A 20,769-nucleotide genomic window follows, 5' to 3' on the forward strand; every position below is an offset into this window, starting at 1 on the left:
ACTCTATTATTCAGGTAATCATCACGGTATTTTCATTCCTGACGTGGCTTCAGCAGCCAGAAAAGTCGGATTCAAACTGCCCCGGTAGATATGCCATATTCAACAATAACCAAATGGCAGTTTACGGCATAAGAGGAAATTGATGGCGCGGTACGCCACCGCGCCTGAAAAGGTGTATGTTATTCGAGCCTGCCCAACGCAGCCTGCCAGTTAAAAGGTTCTAATTCGCTGTAACTGATACTATGTTCGGCCATTCTGGCCGGTAGTGCAGACTGCGCCTGCTGTGTTGCGTGGCTCATTACCGCGCTCACACCTGCATCTTGTAACGTTTTCACTACTTCGCCCATTTCTTCAGCACGCCTGACACCATGCTCAGCAACACGGCTTATGAGATAGTGCGGTAACGCATCATCCCAGCCAAGGGATGGAAAACTAGCGTGCAGTGAGGCCAAAACAGCGTCTTCTACGCCATATTTCCGTGCAGCACTCAGGCATTCAGTAGTTAGCGCTTCAAGGCCTTTGATCATTACGCTACGGCACATCTTGATAGCCGAGACATCACCAATATTTTCGCTGGCTGCACGGGCATTGCAGCCCAATGAACACAGCGTTTGCACCACAGCCTGCGCTACTGTGCCGCCAACCAGCAGCGGCGTATGCAGGCGTTTGGGGGGAACCGGTGCCATGACCGCAACATCCAGGTATTCACCCTCACCTGCGGATATCGCTTTTGCGGCCGCTCGCTTTGTTTCGGGGGACACCGAGTTAAAATCAAGGAACACCTGGCGTTGGTGCAGTAACAGAGCCGCCTGCCCGGCCACCTCCAGCGCATTCGAGGCGGTTACCAGAGAAAGTACAAGATGCGCGCCTTCCAGTGCCTCTGCCAGCGAACCCGCTGGGCGCACGCCAGACTGTATGGCCCGCTCGCGCAAAGCATCCCCTTGCGGGCCTGTGAATTTTTTGTCCCAAACAGTAATATCAGCCTTGCCCGCCAGATCAGTGGCATAAATTTGCCCGGCCTCGCCAAAGCCGACAATCGCAATCTGCATTTTTATCTCCTATTTAGTTACCGGACCACAATGAACCCGGGATCGCCACTCGCCCGTCAAACAACAAACGTGCAGTGCGAATCAGCCCACTGTTAGTAACGTTACCTGCTTCATCTCGCGTTAACATAACGCTGAACTCACCGCCGGGGTGCTCTATTGCCAGGCGTTGCTGGCGCGCCGGGGTGACCTGGGCCAGCCCTTGCGTTACCGAACCGGGAATCAGGCAGGCAGTGGCAACGCTCACCGCGCCCAACACCCCAATTGACGCATGGCAGCGGTGAGGAATAAAAGTACGTGTGGTAACAGCGCCATTGCGTGTCGGCGCGGCAATCAGTGTCATTTTCGGCACTGTACGTTGCTCAACATCACCAAGATTCATATGCACTCCCGCCTGCAAACGTATTGATTCCAGGCGCGCTTTCAGCTCTTCGTCGTTGTCCAGTTGTTCTCGGGATTCCAGCCCGGTGCGTTGCAGGTCAGCCGCCCGGATCAGTACCACGGGCATACCATTATCAATACAGGTGACATCTATGCCATCAAAGCTGTCCCGTGCGTTGCCTGTTGGCAGTAACGCCCCACAGCTTGAACCTGCGATATCCTGAAAATTCAGCACTTGTTCCGCGGCAGAGCCGGGTACACCATCAATGCACACATCACCTTCATACTCCACAGCACCATCTGGTGTCGCGATGCGCGCTTCGGCAATTTGACCAGTATTCACCATGAAAATACGCACCAGAGTTACATCGCCCTGCACGGCCACCAGCCCCTTTTCAATAGCGAATGGTCCCACTGCGGCAAGAATATTGCCGCAGTTTTGCCCGTAATCGACCACAGCACTGGTCACATTCACCTGGGCAAACAGATAATCCACATCCGCATCAGGGTGTGTTGATGCTGAAACAATCGCAACTTTACTGGTTAGCGGGTCTGCCCCGCCGATACCATCAATTTGGCGCTTGTCGGGTGAACCCATTACCGCCAGCAACACACTGTCGCGGGCCGCGTGATCTGCCGGCAGGTCTGACGCCAGAAAACAGGCGGCTTTTGACGTGCCGCCACGCATTAATACGCAGGGAATTAAGGTCTGTTTCATAGTCAGAGATTCTGCAAATCTTCGAGGGAATCTATGTAGCGTAGTCCCTTTTCTGCCAACTTCGGCCGCATCTGGTAAATATCCAGCCCCAGTTCTCCTGCGGCGAGCCGCTTGCGCTTAGTTTCTTCAAGGGCAACGCGCTGTTGTGCAGCGGCATCCGCCTTTGCAGCCTGTGCGAGTGGAACAACAACCACACCATCATCATCGGCAACAATGATATCGCCGGGGTTCACCAGTTGCCCGGCACAAATCACAGGCACATTAACTGAACCAAGCGTCTCTTTAATGGTGCCCTGGGCATAAACAGCGCGAGACCAGACGGGAAAGTTCATATCGCGCAGGGTCTGGCTGTCGCGAATACCGATATCGCCCACCAGCGCTACCACACCACGCGCTTGTAGCGACGTCGCCAGCAAGTCACCAAAAAAACCGTCATGGCAATCGGAAGTGGGTGCAACAAGCAACACGTCTCCCGGCTGGCACTGTTCCACCGCCACATGAAACATCCAGTTGTCTCCGGGCGTAACCAGCACGGTCACGGCACTACCTGCAACTGAACAGTTTTGCTGAACAGGCCGCACCCGGGCATCAAGCAAACCGCAACGCCCCTGAGCCTCGTGAACCGTTGCCACGCCATAGGAGGCGAAACGGGAAAGTTGCTGGCGTTCAGCACGCGCAATGTTCCGCACCACAATGCCTTTTTTATTGACCAGATTCATTACAAGACCTCCGTTACTCGTGGAAACAGGCTCTGATAGCCTTCACCGTGGGTAATAACTTTTGGCGATGCGATACCCACATTACGCTTAGCCTGAACACCGCGCTGTAAGGCAACCCGCGTGTAGTACTCCCACAAATGCTCCTGCCCGGCCATGCACTGAATTGCAGCGTATTTTTTATCCCACACAGCGGTGATATCGAGCAACACATCCGGTTTCCAGTTGCACTGCTCCGGCTGATGCGGCTCAAAACAATATACCGGGGGTGCACCAATAATCGGCTCTCCTGGGCGGTAGCCTTCGGCCTGGGCGATGATGCGCGCTTCCTGAGCCAGGTTGGCTGCCAGCGGATGGTCGTAGTTATAAGGGTCGTTTACGGAATGGGTCAGAACAAAGTGTGGCTGTACTTTGCGGTAAACATCAGCCAGGCGGAACAGTGTCTCTTTATCTGCACGCAACGGGTAATCACCCAGGTCAAAGAACTCAATGCTGGCACCGAGAATTTCCGCAGCGGCTTCAGCTTCTTGCTGCCGGTTCTGCTTGACGATGGCTTCGGTCATGTTCCCTTTGCGCCATAATTTTGCCGATTCGCCACGTTCGCCATACGAAAGGCATACCACATGCACGTCGTACCCCTGAGAGGCATGTAAAGCAATTGCACCGCCTGCACGCCAGACAAAATCAGCGGAATGTGCACTGACAACTAAAGCACTCTTTTTTGTATTCTCTTGCATCATTTCACCCTGCGTTTGCTGTTTTTTTTATCCTGACATGGGGAGCAAAACACGAATAATGCCTTTCATTGCGTGAGCTATGAATTTTATTTATGTTGTGATTCATACCTCATACAGCCAGAGGCAAAAATGAAAACAAAGAATGAAGAAAACACAATTAAAATCATGCAAATAAGAGCATTTTGCATGATTGCAGAACGGGGAACGGTCTCTGAAGCAGCGAATAAATTATTTCGTACCCAGTCTGCCATCACGCGTTCTATACGTGATCTTGAGCACACTTTAGCCACGCCATTATTCGAACGTCAGTCGAGCGGGATGTTGTTAACTGAGATGGGAAAATGCGTTCTGCCACGTGCGCAGCAAGCAATACGGGAACTGCAGCAGATTGCCCTGTTGCCCGGTAAATTTAAGCCACAACACCGGCACGATGAAGTAGAGCCTGTCTGGCTGTTTAACCTCAGACGCCTGCAAATCTTCCTTGCGTTGTACCGGCTTCATCACACGCAAAGTGTGGCGAATTCGCTTGGTATCAGCCAACCTGCCGTCAGTGCTGCGCTGAAAGTTCTTGAAAAAGGTGCCGGTGTCACACTGTTTCAGCGCACACCCAAAGGCATGATGCCAACCGCCGCGGGGCGTGAGATGGCGCCGTTTATTAGCCGCTCGCTCAATGAACTGCGCCACATACCGGAAGACCTTGCAGCATACCAAGGTGTGTTAACCGGCACAGTGCATGTGGGCGCACTCCCGCTGTGCCGGAGTAGTTTATTGCCGCAGGCGATTGCGCTGCTGGTCGCCCGTCACCCTGGCGTAAAAGTGATAACCAATGAAAGCGCCTTCAATTCACTGGTCACGGAACTGCGTTCAGGCGATATCGATTTTATCCTTGGTGCGTTGAGGCAAAACGATACCGTACCGGATATTGACAACCAGACATTGTTTGATGAAGAACTTATTTTGCTGGCACGCCCCCAGCATCCTCTGGCCGGGCGGCAACTCACGCCAGATGATCTGGCGCTGACGAAATGGATCCTGCCACGGGATAACACCCCGGCACGCCACCTGCTGGACCGGGCATTTCAGGCTTCAGGAATGCAGCCACCGCAACCGGTGGTGGAAAGCGGCGATTTGGCAATAGTGCGCGGGCTTTTGCTGAATTCAGATATGGTGGCTGCCGTTTCTTCACATCAACTCGATTACGAATTGCGCGCCGGGATAATTACCCCACTGATGTTTAACTTGCCGGATACACGCCGTGAAATCGGTTTAACGTTTCGCCAGGGGGCACTGCATTCCCCCGCCGCAAAAGCTTTGCTGCATTGTATTAACGAGGTAATGAGTGCAGAAGCCTAAAGAAAATTCATATAACGGCTTAATTTTCTTAGCGCCAGAAAGCTAAATTAGTGGGCTCTAGCGCTGTTTTCACCATATTTTAACTTTGTTAAACCCATCACAATATAAAGCTAACTCATACCTCTAAAAGCCTTTTTTGACAGACACTGCTGTTCGCCCCGCTTAACTTGTTACTGGATTGTTACTTTCCTCTCACCACAACGATAGCTGCCACTAATGGCATAAAAGACAGCAGAGAGCGTACCCGATGACAGTAAATAATATGGTTAACATAAAAGAGTGGATCGATGCCCGGCCCATCTCGCCCTTTCAGTGGCGGGTTCTGGCGCTATGCCTGATTATCATTATGTTTGATGGCTACGACGCAGCCGTGATGGGGTTTATCGCGCCAGCCTTGATTGAACAGTGGGGTATCAGCCGCGCCGCAATGGGGTCAATTCTGGGTGCAGCCATGTTTGGTGTAGCACTTGGTGCTCTTATTGCCGGGCCCATATCAGACCGCTATGGCCGCAAGCGAGTTATTCTGCTGTCAGTGTTGATATTTTCAACTTTCAGCCTCGCCTGCGCATTTGCCAACACGCCTGCCCACATGGCGCTGCTGCGTTTTATTGCTGGTCTCGGTTTAGGTGCGGTAATGCCTAACTGCGTAACGCTGCTGGCAGAATATATGCCTGAACGCCGCAAAGGTGTGATGATCACGCTGATGTTCAGTGGCTTTAACATCGGTGCAGGGCTGGGGGGATTTATTGCCGCCGGGTTACTGGCGCATTACCACTGGTCTTCTGCGCTGATTTTTGGCGGGGCTCTCCCCCTGTTATTGTTGCCGGTACTGGGGTGGTTACTGCCTGAATCCACACTCAACCTGGTGGTTCGCAAGGCCCCGCGCGCGCAAATCGCCGCCCTGCTCAATCGCATGGGGGGCGCTTTCACCGCCGACAACGCGTTTATCCTTAATTCCCCTGCGGTAAAACGCCACAGCACAATTACCGAACTGTTTCGCAATGGCTTTGCGCCCGGCACCATCATTCTCTGGCTAACCTATTTTATGGGGCTGTTTGTTATATACCTGCTGAACGGCTGGCTGCCCACCATTATGCGTTCAGGCGGTATATCACTGGAGCAGGCTGCAATCATCGCCGGGCTGTTCCAGCTTGGCGGCCCGCTTGGTGGCATTATTGTTGGCGCGCTGATGGATAAATTCCGCGCTAAATGGGTAATTGGAGTGGTCTATTTTATTGGCTGCCTGTGCCTGATTTCTCAAGGCCTTCTCGGTATGAGCGGCGTGGAACTGGGCATTATTATCTTTATCACGGGTATGTGCATTAATGGTGCGCAAAACGGGCTACAGGTCTATTCCCCTGCATATTACCCGACGGAGATCCGCGCCACCGGTGTGAGCTGGATGCACGGAATTGGCCGCATTGGCGCCATTCTGAGTTCAACCCTGGGCGGTTTTTTAATGGGTATATTCCCCGGGCAATCGGCAATTTTCTTTATTCTCGCCCTTCCAGCCCTGTTTGCCGCTATCAGTATTGTTTTACATCGCAACATTCATCTCACTATGAAAATAAAAGGCGCAGGACTCGGCGAAATTCCGGCACTGTCGCAAACCTTAAATAACCGATAAGTGGAGTTACCGTTATGGCGAAGATCATTGGCGGCCTGGCCGTTTCTCATACCCCAACCATCGGCTTTGCCGTCGATCATAACAAACAGAAGGACAGTGCCTGGGAGCCTATTTTTGACAGTTTTGCCCCCATGCAGCGTTGGCTTGCTGAGAAAAAACCAGATGCGCTTATTTATATTTTCAACGACCACGTGACCTCTTTTTTCTTCGATCACTACTCGGCGTTCTCGCTCGGTATTGACCACCAGTATCATGTGGCAGATGAAGGCGGTGGCCCACGCGATTTACCGCCAATTAAAGGCGATGCCGCGCTGTCACGTCATATTGGCAACAGCCTGATGAGCGATGAGTTCGACATGTCGTTCTTTATGGATAAGCCGCTCGACCATGGTATGTTTTCCCCACTTTCCGCTTTGATGCCATTCAGGCCAGAGTGGCCAACCCGGGTTATCCCGCTGCAAGTGGGCGTTTTACAGTTTCCAGTTCCAACTGCACGCCGTTGTTACAAGTTAGGCCAGGCGCTACGGCGCGCCGTCGAAAGCTACCCGGAAGATATTAATGTGGCAATTGTCGCGACGGGTGGCTTGTCTCATCAGGTTCATGGAGAACGCTGTGGTTTTAATAACGTCGAATGGGATCAACAGTTTATGTCACTGCTGGTCAACGACCCGGAAAAACTCACTGAAATGACCATCGCTGAATATGCCGAACACAGTGGTATGGAAGGCGCGGAGGAAATAATGTGGCTGGTAATGCGCGGCGCGTTGTCGGCCAATGTGGAGAAGAAACACCAGGCGTACTATTTACCTTCAATGACCGGTATCGCAACACTTATTCTGGAAAATCAGGCCGGAACGTTGCCGGTTGACAGCATGAAGCGCCACCAACAAAAAATGGCAAGCCAGTTGGCAGGCATTGAAAAGTTAAGCGGTACTTATCCTTTTACTCAGGCCAGAAGTCTTGAGGCTCTGCGCCTGAATCGTTTTTTACACCAGTTGATTAAGCCCGAACCGCGTGAGCGTTTTCGCAAGACCCCGGATGCCATGTTTGCTGAAGCAAGCCTGACCCCAGAAGAATGCGCCATGGTACGGAACCGGGAATGGCGCAAACTGATTCAGTATGGCGCCAGCTTTTTCCTGCTGGAGAAATTGGGTGCGGTAACAGGCTGTTCCAATCTGGATATTTACGCAGCAATGCGCGGCGTTTCACTGGAAGAATTTATGAAAACGCGTAATCAGCAAGTCACATATTCAGTAGCGGGTAAAGAAGAAGTCAGGTAATGGTCACGTAATGATAAATGGGGCGGGTTATCCCCCCGCCCCATAATTAGGTAGCAATAATATTGACCAGCTAAATAACAACACCAGGGATACAGTAAATGAATTTACTGATTACTTTGAGCAATCGCCAATAAAACCACACCCATTACGGATGATGTTCATAGCAATAAAAAACTTCCTTGTTTCCCACCCTGCGCCCCCATCAGGGCAGGCATCCTTAACTGAAAAAACATAACTACAGTGGGGCCATGCAGTCAGGCTTCAGAGCGGCCATTACTAACCTGACGGTTGTGATGATGGCGCCCCATAATAAATGCCCCCACAAAAATGATAAGAGTGGCCATTAACAGAATGAAGAGGAGATACATTACACCCCACAAGGCATAGCCAAGTGAGGTGTGAACTTCCCCTGTGGGCAACAACATGCCGACGACAGCCATTCCCAATAAAACCACGGTTGAACTGAATAACGTAATATTGACTTCAAAAGCGAACCAACGCCCCAACAAGGGTGGGTGCCATGGTAATACACCGTTAACATCATAGGTGCCACCGCCGTAACGTTTGCGGGCAAAAACTGCGATAAAAAAGCCCCCGTAAATGGCCCCTGACATCGCCGCGACCACCCACAAATGGCCGGAAAAATCCACGCCCCAAATCATCCACAGCGCTATCAAAGCAATACCGATATAACTACAAACTTGCCACACCACATGAAACCGTGCATGGGGAACCCATAATGGATTAGTCATATGGGTATCATTACTGTCAAAAATGGCCGGGATCAGGCTGTAGCCCAGAGTAGTAATAGTTAATAATATTTGTAGGGTAAGTGTGTTCATGAAGTTATTCTCCAGTCTTATCAGACACGTTTTATTCTAAGTACCTGCACGCTGGCGGGCATTGTTCAACGTTTACGCCTGACGACATAAATCCAGGGCGACATCGACAATCATATCTTCCTGGCCCCCAACCATATGGCGCCGCCCCAATTCAACCAAGATGTCCACTGTGTTGACGTTATATTTTCGGGCCGCTATTTCTGCATGGCGTAAGAAACTCGAATAAACACCAGCATAACCAATCGCCAGCGTTTCCCGGTCTACCCGCACAGGGCGGTCCTGCAATGGGCGAACCAGGTCATCTGCCGCATCCATCAGTGCATACACATCAGTGCCATGATAAATACCAGCTTTATCAATCGCCGCAATCAGGACTTCAAGTGGTGCATTCCCCGCACCCGCCCCCATTCCGGCCAGGCTGGCATCCACGCGATCGCACCCTTCTTCAATCGCTACCATCGAGTTCGCCACACCCAAGCCAAGATTGTGATGTGCATGCATACCAGTTTGTGTTTCTGGTTTCAGCACTGCTTTTAGTGCCCGAAAGCGCGCCCGAATATCATTCATATTCATCGCCCCCGCTGAGTCCACGACATATACGCACGCCGCACCATAGCTTTCCATCAACTTCGCCTGTGCTGCGAGATTCTCTGGCGTGGTCATATGGCTCATCATCAAAAAACCGACGGCATCCATACCAGCATCACGGGCAAACTCAAGGTGCTGGCGAGATACATCAGCTTCAGTACAATGTGTTGCCACACGCACTATCCGGGCACCGGCCGCATACGCGTTGCGCAAATCTTTCACCGTCCCGATTCCCGGAATGAGCAACGTGGCAATTTTCGCCTGTTCAACACTCTGTGCCGCAGCCTCTATCCAGTCGATATCGGTATGAGCCCCGAAACCATAATTAAAGCTGGAACCTTGCAGGCCATCGCCGTGGGCCACTTCGATGCTATCGACTCCGGCTTTATCCAGAGCGCGAGCAATCTCACGCACATTTTCCAGGCTGTATTGATGACGTACAGCATGGTTACCATCGCGTAACGTGACATCGGAGATATAGATTTTCTTCTGCGTATCAGTCATGGCTTTCATTACAGTGCCTCCTCTGTACCCAACGCTATTCCCATGGCAATACGTTGCTCCGCCAGGTGGTCTGCACTTGCACAGGCCGCAGAAGTCATAATATCCAGGTTGCCTGCCCAGGCAGGTAAGTAATGGGCGGCGCCTTCAACTTCAATGAGCACCGTGATTTTAGTTCCACTGATAAAGGGTGTACCGCCCTGAGACAACCGTACCGGGTTGTCAGCAGAAACGGTTTCAAACTGCACATCCTGCTTAAGCCGGTACCCCGGCACATAACGTTGCACGCTCTCCACCATCGCGTGGATACTGTCACGTATCGCATCAAAATGAGTGCTGTCGGTCAGCATAAAAATGGTGTCGCGCATTTTTACTGGAGGCTCAGCTGGATTGAGAATAATGATGGCTTTTGCATGTTCTGCACCGCCAACCTGTTCGAGCGCTTCCCGAGTTGTTTCGGTAAATTCATCTATGTTGGCACGCGTTCCTGGCCCTGCCGATTTACTGGCAATCGTGGCGACAATTTCGGCGTAATGTACACGCGCTATTTGAGATACAGCGGCAACAATGGGGATCGTGGCCTGGCCTCCACATGTCACCATATTGATGTTGCCGTGTTGTTCGGTATCAAGATTAATAGCCGGAATCACATAAGGGCCTAACGCGGCAGGAGTCAGATCAATAACCTGGCGGCCTAAAGGCTGGAGAATGGCGTTGTGTTGTGCATGTGCGCTGGCAGACGTGGCATCAAACACAATATCGATTTCCGGGAATTCGGGCATTCCCAGTAACCCTTCAATGCCATCGGATGTAGTGGGTATACCCAATCTGGCTGCCCGTGCCAAACCATCTGAGGCAGGGTCCACACCAACCATTGCTCCCATTTCGATGTGTTTGCCATTACGCATCACTTTTATCATTAAATCGGTGCCAATATTCCCAGGCCCAATAATGGCGACTTTCACTTTACGCATGTTGTTTTCTCCATCACTTTGTTTCCTGAACATGAAATCCGGCACTGCCCAAATGAGCCATATCGAGCGAAACATACTGGCCTGGGTGGATCCATTCGGCCGCCGTTACGCCACCCGCCATCACAATCCAGCCAGGCTGTAAGGGCTCACCAGCCTCTGCCGCTAACCGAGCCGCCGCCACCAATGAACGCAACGGGTGCCCCAACAAGGCAGCAGTTGAACCTACTTGCATGACATTGCCATTGATATTCAGAGTCAGCCCCAGGTTATCGAAAGGCTGATGAGGTGAGCACCACGGTCCGATGACCACACCACTGGATGAAGCGTTATCCGCGATAACTTCGGGCAAGGTAAATTTAAAATCCTGATAGCGTGAGTCGATAATTTCCAGGGCGGGCGCAATGGCTTCCACTGCGGCTAGCGCCTGGGGTGCAGTTACATTGCCCGCCAGTGGTTTTTTTAAAATAAATGCCAGTTCTGGTTCACAACGCGGATGAACATAACGGCTGAAATCCATTACGCCACCTTCCTCGATAAACATCGCATCTGTCAGCCGCCCCCAAATAACATCCGATAACCCCATTTGCGCCATTTTGGCCCGGCTGGTGAAACCCATTTTCACGCCAGTACGTTGCTCACCACGAGCAAGACGACGGGCAATAGAAGCTGCCTGAATGGCATACCCATCTGCCAGAGACGTTTTGCCTTGCGGATCAAACTGAGCAACGGCGTGCCCTTCGCGCGCCGCATCGTCCAGTAATGCAGCGACTTCTTGTTGCGTTTTCATGCCAGGGCCTCCCCGGAATCAGACGGTTCAAAACAGGCGCGAACATCGCCGACGCCATCGATACGCACATCCAGCACATCACCCGGTGTCACTGCGGCCATGGGACCCAGCGCCCCCGACAACACAACGTCTCCGGCTTTTAATGGCGTGTTGCTAGCCACCATAGTGCGGGCCAGCCAAACAACAGCATTCAGCGGGTTCCCCAGGCAAGCCACTCCTGCACCAGTAGAAACCGGGTTACCACAACGGCTCATGACCATGCCGCACAAGCGCAGGTCTATATCTGTCAGTTTGCGAGGTGTTGTGCCTAACACATAACAACCCGATGAGGCGTTATCGGCGATTGTGTCCGTAATGCGAATATCCCAATTTTCGATGCGGCTCCCAACGACTTCGATAGCTGGAAGGGCATACTCAATAGCGCTCAGCACATCCTTCAGTACGATATGTCCCAGATTGAGATCTTTCCCAAGTACAAAAGCAATTTCAGCTTCTGCTTTTGGCTGAAGTAGCGCACTGGCCGGAATAACTTCGTTATCACCAAATTCCATGTGATTGAATAAGATGCCGAAATCAGGCTGGTCCACACCCAGTTGCTGTTGTACCGCCCGCGATGTCAGCCCCACTTTGCACCCAGTACGGCGGGCACCCGCAGCGATGTAACGAGCGGTATTTATCTGTGCGATGGCATATGCCTGTTCCTGGGTCATATCGGGCCAGCGGTGGCGTAATGGCGTAACCGGCTGGTGATTCAATGCTGCGTAGTGAAGCAATTCGGCAGCTTCTTCCATTTCCAACGGTGTCATTGCGCACCTCCCTCAGCAGGCGCAGACATTTCATCTTTTGTTTTACCGCCTACCGCCCAGTGTTCTGCCGGAACTTGTGTGGCATAAACACGCACGGTTTCCAAAGGTGCACCCAGCATTTCCGACACCGTATGCGCCACCGCTTTTACACACGCTTTCACTTTTGCGCTGTCACGACCTTCGACAATAGAAATATGAACCACAGGCATAGCAGTACCTCATTGATTAACAGGAATAACGAAACAATCCGGGGGCTCCCGGCTTCACTGTGTTGTCTGGAAGAATGCCTGCCTTTTTTTGATACCGTCCAATACCTTTTTTTTCACTACGCAATACGTATTTGGTATTGCATGGTTTGAGCGGAATTTTGTTTAAGGATGTGTGAAGTCACACACTTTTTAGGCCTGAAATGACGCAGACTGATACGCAAAATAGGCCAAATTAATAGTTGTGATACTGAATCAGTATCAATTGCGTGGAGGTGATTATCGAACTCAAACAATTACGTTTTTTTGTTGCTTTAGCGGAAGAGCGCAACTTTGGCAGAGCAGCTGAACGCCTGCATATCACTCAACCACCACTGACAAGGACTATTCAGGCACTGGAGTCTGAGGTAGGCACGCCACTGTTTATACGCACCCCAAAGGGTGCCATGCTGACACCAGCCGGAGATTTGTTGCTGGAGAAAGCCCGGCAGTTATTAATCCTGTCTACTGAAGCCGCAGAGCAGGCCCGCCAGGCAGCGCAAGGATATACGGGAAAACTGAACGTCGGTATTTTTAGTTCTGGCGTACTCAATGTTATCCCCCAATTGTTGGCTGCTTTCCATTCAGCGCGGCCAGAAGTAAAAATTGGTATTTATTCAATGAGTAAAACACAACAGCTCATCGCTCTGCGTGATAAAAGCATTACCATTGGTTTTAACCGGCTGGTGCCAACGGAAGCCGACATTGCAGTCGACTGGGTGAGACGGGAACCTTTTATTGTCGCGCTCTACGATGGTCACCCTCTCAGTGCCAAACACACAATTACCCTGGAAGACCTGGATGGCGAACCCATGATTATGTACCCCAATGCCCCGGTGTACGGATTGATGCAGGTTATTACTTCAGCATTCCTGCGTGAAGGGGTGAATCTGAATGTCACACAACAAGTTGATGACGTGCTCACCTGTATTGCACTGGTTGCCAACCGCTTTGGGGTAAGCATTACCACTGAATCTGCGGAACAACTCCGTTTGCCCGGCGTGGTGTGGCGGCCACTCTCCTGCCGTTATTTAAAGCATATTGAACTGAATTGTCTGTACCGGCGCGATGATACATCTCCGGTACTGGCAGCATTTCTCAGCCTGATCCGTGCTACACGGCACGCGTTCTAATGCCCGGGTTGATACACATAAACCGGGGCTGCTGTTTCCAACGGGTGTGTCCACTGGCAAGCAGCCCTGTTTTAATGGCCCGCTGGTTAACAAATGGCCGTCCTGTTCTGTATCAACCTGGACGCGCGTAACAGATTGCTGTATGTGTACCACCTGCTCCTGTAAAGAACTGGCGGCATTTGGCTGTTATCAATCACCATGAACTACTTGCCGGTATGCCCTCCATGTACCTGTATACCATTTGCCTGGTGCCATTTTTTGGCTTCCTGAACAGCAATCAAACATCGAAAATCATTTGGTTATACAAACACCGAGCAATTATTAATTGAAAAAACAGAACTGTTAATAGCCTGTTTTTAGCAGCACCTCTTATGTACGAATACCAGCAATACAGCCACAGGCAACACCAGCATTGTGGCTGTATTGTTATTAAGGCAATAAAAGAGGATTCTGCAATCAGAAGAAATACTTCACCCCAAGGCGAATCTGGTTCTGTTCTCTGTGGTAAGGCTCTGCGTATCTGTCCAGCCAGCGCAGTTCAAAATAGGGTAACCAGTGCTGGTTAACCCGGTATTTAAAGGTATTGGTGATTTCCCAATGGTGGTCTTTACCATTACTGCTATGAAAATCATTTAACCGAATGAAATAGTGGGGTTCAAAAGTATAAGAAAATTTATCGGTAATAATAAAATTCCAGTAGCTACCAATTTCATAGGTATCGTTATTATCAAGCTTATTGTTTAAGTCAACCGAGCTATAGTTATTATGGTTATACCTGTTACGCACTGTCAGGTTAAACCAGGGAGTAAATTTATAGTTCACATCCAGATACACTGCACCACTGGAACCCACGTTTTTATCGGTAATCAGCCCGCCGGGTTGAACCGTTAACCGGGGCGTGGGCTTAAAGAGTGGGTACCACCCTTCTATTTCATTATAGCCATGCTTTAACTCATCTTTACGCCGCAAATTATACGTGTTGGTTAACATAATTCCGGCCCCCATATCGAAGTTATAACCCACTCGCAGCATAATTTCTTGCTGGTCATTTGCCAGGTTATACGCTTCTCTATTTTCTACATAAGCGCCCGCATAAACAGAGGTTGATATTGCAGAGGATAATATCATCATTAATTTTATTTTCTTCATCATATTCTCATTATTTCAGGTACAGAAAGCCGCCACCCATCAGGATGGTAATGGCGGCGGTTATTATCAGATGTTTACGGTAGAGACTTTTTCTTTACTGCTCAGGTTTTCCTGTTCCTTGGTAAATTTCTTTCTCTGACTTAATTCCTCAATAATTCTGGCAAAACGCTGCTCATTAAGTTTATAAAACAGGCTCATGGTGACTGCGGCAATCACCGCCAGACCACCAGGCCAAATAAACATGAGCTGCCGCAAGCCCAGTAAGGTGCCGCTGCTTTGGGCAATATTGGGAATATAACCAATCTGGGTGAGCATTATCCCAGGCAGGAAACCGGCCAGTGCCGCGGAAATTTTGCGCGAAAAGGTATACCCGGTGTAGACAGATCCTTCAGCACGGATACCTGTTTTCCATTCACCGTAATCCACTGTATCTGGCACCAATGCCCAGTTCAGGCTGTTCACAAATGCAGTGCCAAAAAATGCCACACATGAGAACGCCACAAACAACACCGATGTGCTGCCCCAAAAGAAATTCAGCAAATCCCCGGTAGCCCATAAAAACAGCCCACCAAGGTATACCTGTTTTTTACCAAAACGCCGCACACTGGCGGGCACTAATAACACCCCAACCAGAATGCATCCCATGCTGAAAAAGCCCATCCACGATAGCAGATGAATATCATTCAGCACATATTGTGTGTAATACACCTGAATCGCCAGTTTGATATTAAATGCCGCCAGGGTACATAAATTAGCAATGCACAGCACCAGCAGTGGAGGATTATTAAAAATAGCGCAGAAGGACTTCAGAATTCCCGGTTTATGGCCTTCAGGTAATACCTGAATATAGCGCTCTTTCACCCCGCGAAAGCACCACCACATGCTTAACAACCCGCACAATGAGAATAACAGCGCTGTCAGCAAATACCCCCCAGAGGGGGACCAGGTGACCAGCGATTTGATGGGGATAAAGGCAACAGTGCACAGCAACAGCCCCAGCGTGGCACCGCCCTGGCGCCAGGCGGCCAGTTGCGCACGCTCATGGGGGTTTTTAGTTATTGCCGGAACCATCGCCCCATAAGAGCAGTTCATCAGGCTGTAAAACAGGCCAAATAGCATAAACAAAGCTGTCGCCAGCACAGTTTTAACTACCAGCGGGAATTCTGTGGCTAAAAACTGTGCAGTGGCAACCAGCGCAACCGGGAATGAGGCATATAAAATAAATGGCCTGAATTTTCCTTTTGCCCCGATATTGCGCCGGGAGTCCAGTAATACGCCAGTTAACATATCGGTGGCTGCGGTAAAAAACTTGGCAACCAGAAAAATAATTCCTCCATAGTAAGCAGGCATTCCAAGCTCATCTGTGTAAAACTTTAATAAATAAAGTGTGCCAATACACAGCATCAAATTTGAACCAAAGTCCCCCATTCCATAGGCAAATTTTTCCCGCAAACTCAATTTTAATGTGAGTGCATCGTGGTTGGACATAATCGCCTCGCATAACGCCCCGCAGGGCGTTATCTGTATGGTTAAACCGTTTGTTTTCTGGCTTCAATTTCTTCCACAATTCGCACATACATTTTTTCATTCAAATTGTAGAAACAGCCCATGGCAATAATGGTGATAACCGCCAGTGCGCAAGGGTAAATAAAGATCAGCTGGCGTAACCCTTCGATGGTATGCGCGGATTGCGCAACGTTGGGAACATACTCTATCTGGGTAAGCATCCAGCCTGGGAAAAACCCGGCCAGCGCCTGAGACACTTTACGAAAGAAGGTAAAACCGGTGTAAACCGTGCCTTCAGACCGCACACCAGTACGCCATTCACCATATTCCACGGTGTCGGAAACCAGTGCCCAGTTAAGGCTGTTTACAAATGCCGAGCCAAAGAAAGCCAGGCAGGAATAGGCCACAAAACTGACTGAACCGCCACCAAAGAAGTAGTTCAGTAAATCACCTGCCACCCAGATAAGCAGGCCGCCGATATAAACCTTTTTCTTACCAAAGCGCCGGACCATTCCCGGCATCATAAAGACCCCAATAAAGATACAGCCCATGCTGAAAAAACCCATCCAGGACAGGAGTATTGGGTCGTTCAGTACATACTGGGTGTAATACACCTGGATTGCCAGTTTCACATTGAAAGCACCCAGGGTGCACAGGTTGGCAATACACAGAATAAACAACGGGCGGTTACCAGCAATGGCTCTGAATGATTGCAGCAAACCAGGCTTGTGATGTGCGCTGGCAGGTTTAGCTTCGGAATAGCGCTCTTTTACCCCGGCATAACACCACCACATAAAGAACAGGCCGAACAGGGAAAACAGCGTGGCGGCAAAGATATAGCCCAGTTGAGAATTGCCTTCTATCAGGTTCATCACCGGTACAAAACCAACGGTACACAACAATAGACCTAACGTCGCCCCCCCCTGGCGCCAGGCAGCGAGCGAAGCGCGTTCATCCGGGTTTTTGGTAATCGACGGCACCATGGCACCATATGAACAGTTCATCATGCTGAAAAACAGGCCATACATCATGAACAGCACCGTTGCCATCACTGTTTTACCGGTAATCTCAAAAGGTGTACCAACGAAGTTGGCAATAGCCAGCAAAGTCACCGGGAAGGCGGCATAAAGCACAAAGGGACGAAACTTGCCTTTCGGGCCAATGTTACGCCGTGAATCGAGCAAAATACCGGTTCCCATATCGGTAAATGCGGTAAAAAACTTGGCAATCAGGAAAATAATCCCGCCATATGTGCCAGGTAATTCCAGCACATCGGTATAAAACTTAAGTAAATAGAGCGTACCAATATCCAACAGGATATTAGAGCCTAAATCCCCCATTCCGTAGGCGAGTTTTTCTTTAAAGGGCAAGCGCAGGGTTGCCGGATTGGCATCAGGTTGACTCATTATCGTTCTCCATGTGCCCGCAACTTACGCTGCGGGCAAACCAACTCAGATAGTGCCTAAAGAAGCAAACAATGGCGCCCACTCACTTTGTGCCCGCCAGAATACAGGGGGTTTACCGAGTGGTGCAGTCACCGTCACTTCACCGCCCTGGCAGGGTTCCCCTGTCCACATGTTTACCCAGTTGTCTTCTGGTAAGTACAGTGACCACTCATCACGCCCTTGCTCATAAACCGGTGCCACCAGCAAATCTCGCCCCAACAGGTACTGGTATTTCAGGGTGTAGGTATGGGCATCATCTTCGTAATGCAGGAACAGCGGGCGCATTACCGGTAAACCGGTGGCCGCGTTTTGTGCCACTGCCTGGCGTAAGTAAGGTTTGAGTGTGGTGAAAATGGTGGTCATGCGCGCAAAATGCGCAATGGTTTCGGCGTCACTGTCAAACTGCCAGTTATCGCCTGGGCGGTTGCCTTCATGGGTACGCATCATCGGCGTGAACGCGCTGAAATCACACCAGCGCAACAGCAACTCTTTGCTGCGCTTCATGTCAAACAGTGTGGTGTAACCCCCAATATCGCTGTGGTGCAGGCCGTGGCCGGTCATCCCCAAAGAGAGTGCTGCTGGCACTACAGAAGCCAGGCCATCATCCAGGCTCCAGTCCACATTCTGGTCACCGGCCCACATCATAGTGGAATAGCGCTGGCTACCGGTATACCCGGCACGCATGAAATACATCAGCTCACCGAGTTTGCCGGTTTCCTGCAGTGCTTCGTAATTACATTTGGCCCACAGTGCAGGCCAGGCATTGTGCATAATTTCAGCGCTGACGCCGTTGTGCAGGAAGGTGTCTGTCGGCAGGTATTCGCCAAAATCCGCCATCCAGCCACTGCAACCCAGTTCAATCATGTTGGTTTTGATAACCTCTTTAAACCAGGCGTAAGCCTCCGGGTTGGTCAGGTCGACAACACCACCATAAAACTCGCCGAACTCTACCAGGTAATCGCCACCCGTTGCGTCTTTTGCCAGGTAGCCCTTTTGCGCCGCTTCAGCACACAGGTCTTTATCGCTGGCTACATAAGGGTTGATATAAGAAAGGAATTGCACGCCCTCTTCTTTCCACTGCTTAATGCGGCTGTCCAGTTGCGGGTAATTGTCGCTGTCCCATTTCCAGTTCCACATGACCCGTTTACCAAAGGAGGTCATGCGGATACCGGACCAGTCCTGCGCCCAAATACCATTCACCTTCACGCCTGCCTGGCGCAGGGTATCCAGCTTCTGTTGGCACACATCAGTACCACCCTGAATACCCAGCGTAACACCGTCATACACCCAGTCGGGCAGTTCTGGCTGGCGGCCCAGTAACGCAGTCAGTTTTTCCAGCAACGAGATATAAGAGTCGGCACATTCAAAACGCAGTGTCGCCTGGTTTTCCCACAATGCTAATTCGTGGTAATCCGGTGCACTGAAATCGAAATTCATGTAGCAGCTATTATCCACATGGCAGTAATACTTCTGGGTGCTGACGAATGTTGGCTGTGGGAAAAAGGTCCAGTAATAATCGCCACCGGCGTTTTCTTTGCAATCTGCCTGCCAGGTGACATAGCTGTTTTTATTACGCCCAACTCCCTGTTCACTGGTCCACAACGGGAAAGGTTTGCCACGTAAGTCAAAATAAGAGAACTGTTCGCCGCAACCATAAATATGGTCTTCCGGGTTTGCTGCCAGCCGCAGCCAAATACGGTTATGTTGTTGGTCTTCGTTATGCAGGTTCAGTAATAACCTGCCTGATTCATCAAGGGAAATAGATAAAATAGCGCTGATGGTATCGCCGCGGCTGAAAGCAACCTGCCAGCCTGTCGCGGTGGCTTCTGTCTTCACGTCGGTAAGGGCTATTTTTTCCGTCAGCTTATCTTTAATACTGAAATTACCGCGGAACATATCAATATCCGCGACACCTGCGCCAACCCACAGGCAGGGATTATCAGCGCTGTGAGATAAAATCAGGCGACGTTGCCAGGTAAGTGAAAATCCATGTTCTGAGGCCGTGATCTCCGGCAGTATTTTTTGTTGTTGAGGCAAGTTCATTCTAATCTCCGAAAAGTAGGGTAATTCCGTCATACCAGCCCGTGTTTTAGTCGCAACCGATAGAAAAATGCAGGCGGTGCTCTTCTCCTGGCGCAAGGTGAACCAGGCTGTTACCGGTGTTAAATGCATTCGGTGGGCAACTCATTGGTTCAACTGCAAGCCCCCGCCGTTGCAGTTTTTCGCCGGTATAAAGCTGTAACCAGGGCTGGTCACTACGTAAAAAAGTGGACATCTTTTGCGATGGGCAGCACATGCTAACTTCCCATTGTTCTTTGGTGGCAGGCACACTGAACGTGTCATCAATCGTGGTATCACTAAGCCTTCCGGGTGAACGAAATCCAGGCCGGCTCAGGGACACAACCCCCGCAGGCAGCGTGAGTTCACAGCCATTAATGCTCTGCAGATTGCAGGTGATGTAGGGATGAGCCCCAGCACCATAAGGTGCAGATGTATCCCCTGCATTCTGCGAGCAAAGGGTCACCTGCAACCCACGGTTTGCATCCAGTTGGTACCTGGTTTCAGAAACCAGGGCAAAGGGGAAGCCATAACAAGGCGGCAGAAAGATAGTCAGCACCACTTCAGATGAAGATTGATGGCTAACCTGCCAGTTCCGCCATGCCAATAACCCATGAATAGCGCTATTGGAAACCACATCATTTACTGGCAAGTGCAGTTCATTTCCTTGCCAGATATAGCGCCCTTGCGCCACCCGGTTTGGCCAGGGAATCAAGACCTTCCCTAAATGCGCGAGTGGCATTTCCTCTGGTTTATGTGGGATAACCACATGACGCCCGCCATGCGTCAGTTCAGCCAGCCCCGCACCAACCGTTACGATTTTTGCCTGATAGTGCCCCGCCTGAAGCACAATGGTTTCACCACCGCTATGCATTGC

The 20,769-nt window shown here is 50.7% G+C and carries 19 protein-coding genes; 4 read left to right on the plus strand and 15 right to left on the minus strand.

All coding sequences use genetic code 11. The features are described 5' to 3' along the window. Window positions 1–179 precede the first annotated feature (179 nt). From LC084_RS09190 to galB, 4 genes are read right to left on the minus strand one after another with little or no spacing between them, the layout of a single operon-like run. Window positions 180–1,049 carry an NAD(P)-dependent oxidoreductase gene (locus LC084_RS09190; protein ID WP_226570846.1) on the minus strand — a complete coding sequence of 290 codons (870 nt, stop codon included), beginning with the start codon at window positions 1,047–1,049 and terminating at the stop codon, window positions 180–182. 13 nt (window positions 1,050–1,062) lie between these two features. Further along, window positions 1,063–2,145 carry a 4-oxalomesaconate tautomerase gene (locus LC084_RS09195; RefSeq protein WP_226570847.1) on the minus strand — a complete coding sequence of 361 codons (1,083 nt, stop codon included), beginning with the start codon at window positions 2,143–2,145 and terminating at the stop codon, window positions 1,063–1,065. A gap of 2 nt (window positions 2,146–2,147) precedes the next feature. Next, window positions 2,148–2,864, minus strand: coding sequence for a 4-carboxy-4-hydroxy-2-oxoadipate aldolase/oxaloacetate decarboxylase (locus LC084_RS09200; RefSeq protein WP_226570848.1), 717 nt, complete (start codon window positions 2,862–2,864; stop codon window positions 2,148–2,150). Then, a complete protein-coding gene (gene galB / locus LC084_RS09205) occupies window positions 2,864–3,598 on the minus strand; it encodes a 4-oxalmesaconate hydratase (RefSeq protein ID WP_226570849.1) in 735 nt (244 codons plus the stop codon). The genes LC084_RS09200 and galB overlap by 1 nt, the downstream gene beginning before the upstream one ends. A gap of 129 nt (window positions 3,599–3,727) precedes the next feature. Between galB and LC084_RS09210 the strand changes: the two genes are divergently transcribed. The 3 genes from LC084_RS09210 to LC084_RS09220 all read left to right on the plus strand — a co-directional run bounded on the left by LC084_RS09210 (window position 3,728) and on the right by LC084_RS09220 (window position 7,858). Further along, on the plus strand, window positions 3,728–4,951 hold the full coding sequence (locus LC084_RS09210; protein WP_226570850.1) for a LysR substrate-binding domain-containing protein: 1,224 nt from the start codon (window positions 3,728–3,730) through the stop codon (window positions 4,949–4,951). 247 nt (window positions 4,952–5,198) lie between these two features. Next, on the plus strand, window positions 5,199–6,578 hold the full coding sequence (locus LC084_RS09215) for an MFS transporter (protein WP_226570851.1): 1,380 nt from the start codon (window positions 5,199–5,201) through the stop codon (window positions 6,576–6,578). Between the two features lie 14 nt (window positions 6,579–6,592). Further along, a complete protein-coding gene (locus LC084_RS09220) occupies window positions 6,593–7,858 on the plus strand; it encodes a gallate dioxygenase (protein ID WP_226570852.1) in 1,266 nt (421 codons plus the stop codon). 254 nt (window positions 7,859–8,112) lie between these two features. On the opposite strand, the gene LC084_RS09225 is transcribed toward LC084_RS09220, so the two are convergent. The 6 genes from LC084_RS09225 to LC084_RS09250 form a co-directional block, all read right to left on the minus strand. Continuing rightward, entirely contained in the window at window positions 8,113–8,700 is a 588-nt protein-coding gene (locus tag LC084_RS09225; RefSeq protein WP_226570853.1) for a hypothetical protein, read from the minus strand. A 72-nt stretch (window positions 8,701–8,772) separates the two neighbouring features. Further along, window positions 8,773–9,792, minus strand: a complete 1,020-nt coding sequence (gene dmpG, locus LC084_RS09230) for a 4-hydroxy-2-oxovalerate aldolase (protein WP_226571191.1) — start codon at window positions 9,790–9,792, stop codon at window positions 8,773–8,775. An 8-nt stretch (window positions 9,793–9,800) separates the two neighbouring features. Continuing rightward, entirely contained in the window at window positions 9,801–10,763 is a 963-nt protein-coding gene (locus tag LC084_RS09235) for an acetaldehyde dehydrogenase (acetylating) (protein ID WP_226570854.1), read from the minus strand. Between the two features lie 13 nt (window positions 10,764–10,776). Beyond that, window positions 10,777–11,550, minus strand: coding sequence for a 2-keto-4-pentenoate hydratase (locus tag LC084_RS09240; RefSeq protein ID WP_226570855.1), 774 nt, complete (start codon window positions 11,548–11,550; stop codon window positions 10,777–10,779). Then, window positions 11,547–12,356: a 2-keto-4-pentenoate hydratase gene (locus LC084_RS09245; protein ID WP_226570856.1), complete on the minus strand. Its 810-nt coding sequence runs from the start codon at window positions 12,354–12,356 to the stop codon at window positions 11,547–11,549. Before LC084_RS09245 ends, LC084_RS09240 begins: the two co-directional genes overlap by 4 nt. Next, the gene (locus tag LC084_RS09250) at window positions 12,353–12,565 is read right to left on the minus strand and encodes a tautomerase family protein (protein ID WP_226570857.1); all 213 of its coding nucleotides are present in this window, start codon (window positions 12,563–12,565) and stop codon (window positions 12,353–12,355) included. The genes LC084_RS09245 and LC084_RS09250 overlap by 4 nt, the downstream gene beginning before the upstream one ends. Window positions 12,566–12,837: 272 nt before the next feature. Between LC084_RS09250 and LC084_RS09255 the strand changes: the two genes are divergently transcribed. Next, window positions 12,838–13,734, plus strand: a complete 897-nt coding sequence (locus tag LC084_RS09255) for a LysR family transcriptional regulator (protein WP_226570858.1) — start codon at window positions 12,838–12,840, stop codon at window positions 13,732–13,734. A 456-nt stretch (window positions 13,735–14,190) separates the two neighbouring features. Here the strand turns inward: LC084_RS09255 and ompL are convergent, their stop codons facing one another. The 5 genes from ompL to LC084_RS09280 form a co-directional block, all read right to left on the minus strand. Beyond that, window positions 14,191–14,883 carry a porin OmpL gene (gene ompL, locus LC084_RS09260; protein WP_226571192.1) on the minus strand — a complete coding sequence of 231 codons (693 nt, stop codon included), beginning with the start codon at window positions 14,881–14,883 and terminating at the stop codon, window positions 14,191–14,193. A 66-nt stretch (window positions 14,884–14,949) separates the two neighbouring features. Next, window positions 14,950–16,371, minus strand: a complete 1,422-nt coding sequence (locus LC084_RS09265; protein WP_226570859.1) for an MFS transporter — start codon at window positions 16,369–16,371, stop codon at window positions 14,950–14,952. Between the two features lie 41 nt (window positions 16,372–16,412). Then, on the minus strand, window positions 16,413–17,795 hold the full coding sequence (locus LC084_RS09270; protein ID WP_226570860.1) for an MFS transporter: 1,383 nt from the start codon (window positions 17,793–17,795) through the stop codon (window positions 16,413–16,415). A gap of 45 nt (window positions 17,796–17,840) precedes the next feature. After that, window positions 17,841–19,877 (minus strand): alpha-glucosidase, encoded by a 2,037-nt coding sequence (locus LC084_RS09275; protein ID WP_226570861.1) that lies wholly within the window; start codon window positions 19,875–19,877, stop codon window positions 17,841–17,843. A 46-nt stretch (window positions 19,878–19,923) separates the two neighbouring features. Then, window positions 19,924–20,766 carry an aldose-1-epimerase gene (locus tag LC084_RS09280; RefSeq protein ID WP_226570862.1) on the minus strand — a complete coding sequence of 281 codons (843 nt, stop codon included), beginning with the start codon at window positions 20,764–20,766 and terminating at the stop codon, window positions 19,924–19,926. Between the last annotated feature and the right edge of the window lie 3 nt (window positions 20,767–20,769).

Origin of the sequence: Mangrovibacter yixingensis, from assembly GCF_020523985.1 — a bacterium.
Classification (GTDB): Bacteria; Pseudomonadota; Gammaproteobacteria; order Enterobacterales; family Enterobacteriaceae; genus Mangrovibacter; species Mangrovibacter yixingensis.